Annotated in this window: 1 protein-coding gene; it reads left to right on the forward strand. The window is 38.4% G+C overall.

Features of this window, described 5'->3' with window-relative positions; translation table 11 throughout:
* Window positions 1-65: 65 nt before the first annotated feature.
* Window positions 66-1,300 (forward strand): IS4 family transposase (locus AC04Q1_RS26430; RefSeq protein ID WP_478367516.1); only part of this gene is annotated, 1,235 nt, incomplete at its 3' end.

Below are 1,300 nucleotides of genomic sequence, written 5' to 3' on the forward strand. Positions count from 1 at the left end.
CAATGTCGTTAAGTTAAGGTAAATATTGCAAAAAAAGGATTTAACCAGTATCTTTAGGGCAGCCCTTGGAAAGGAAGGCGGATTTTTTCCAGTTTGTTGAAGGGCTTTTTTTACACACTATTAATCACATTGAAAATGAAGATTTTAGAGCCTCCTCTAAAACTGTTTCTAGTGATTTTACAAGGAAGCGTAAGTTTTCCTTTAAGGACTTGGTTGTCAATATCCTGGGCTTCAGCCGTGCCTCCCTCCGAACCGAACTTGACAGGTTCTTCAAATCCCTTTCCGGTACAAGTTCAGAAATCACCACCTTTTCTAAAAGTGCGTTTACTCAGGCTCGGCAAAAATTAAGGCCAGAGAGTTTCGTTGGGTTAAACCAATCCCTTTTAGATTATTTTAGGAACAATAGCCCTTCTCAAAGAAACTGGAAGGGTAAGAGGATTGTCGCTATTGATGGAAGTTTTCTTGTACTGCCAAACGAAAAATGCTTGATAGAGAAATTTGGTAACTTTTCGAATCAAAACAAAACTATTTCTGCAGGTGCCAGGATATCATTTGCTTATGATGTCTGCAATAATATTATCTTGGACGCGCTGATTGGCCATACACAGAACGATGATGAGAAAGAGATGGCCAAAAATCACCTGAATAATTTAAATAGTAAAACTGATATTCTTGTTTTTGACCGGGGATATCCTAGTCTTTGGCTGGTTTCCTACTTAAAGAAAGAGGGCTTTGATTTTTGTTTCAGGTTGAGTACAGCATGGAAAACTGCCCATGAAACTCTAAATTCAAGTACAAAAAAAGATATTGACTTCGAGCTAAAAAAGCGTCCGTCGCAGGAATACGGGAAATTGAGGAGCTATAATCTCCAAACCAAAGTTGAGGGGCTAAGACTGCTATCGGTAGATTTATCTGGTGGTGAACAGGAAGTCTTACTTACCAGTTTGTGTAACAGGGACATATACCCGGTCCAAGCAATCAAAGAACTGTACCACATGAGATGGGGAGTGGAAGAATGCTATAAGCGCATCAAACAGGTAGCACAAATGGAATATTTTTCAGGGAGAACTGTACATGCTATTCAACAGGACTTTTATGCAAGGATAATTTTATTGAATATTTCAGCAATGATAGCGGTGCAGATCGAAAAAGCCGGACAAAAAGATAAAGGACACAAGCATGCCGTACAGATCAATAAAACTCAGGTAGTAACCAAAGTTAAAGACTTTTTGATTGACATATTTTACCGAAACGACATAGCTTGTTCCATTCAGAAAATCCTAAAGTTATTAAAGAATTG

It is taken from the genome of Pedobacter humicola (assembly GCF_056490705.1).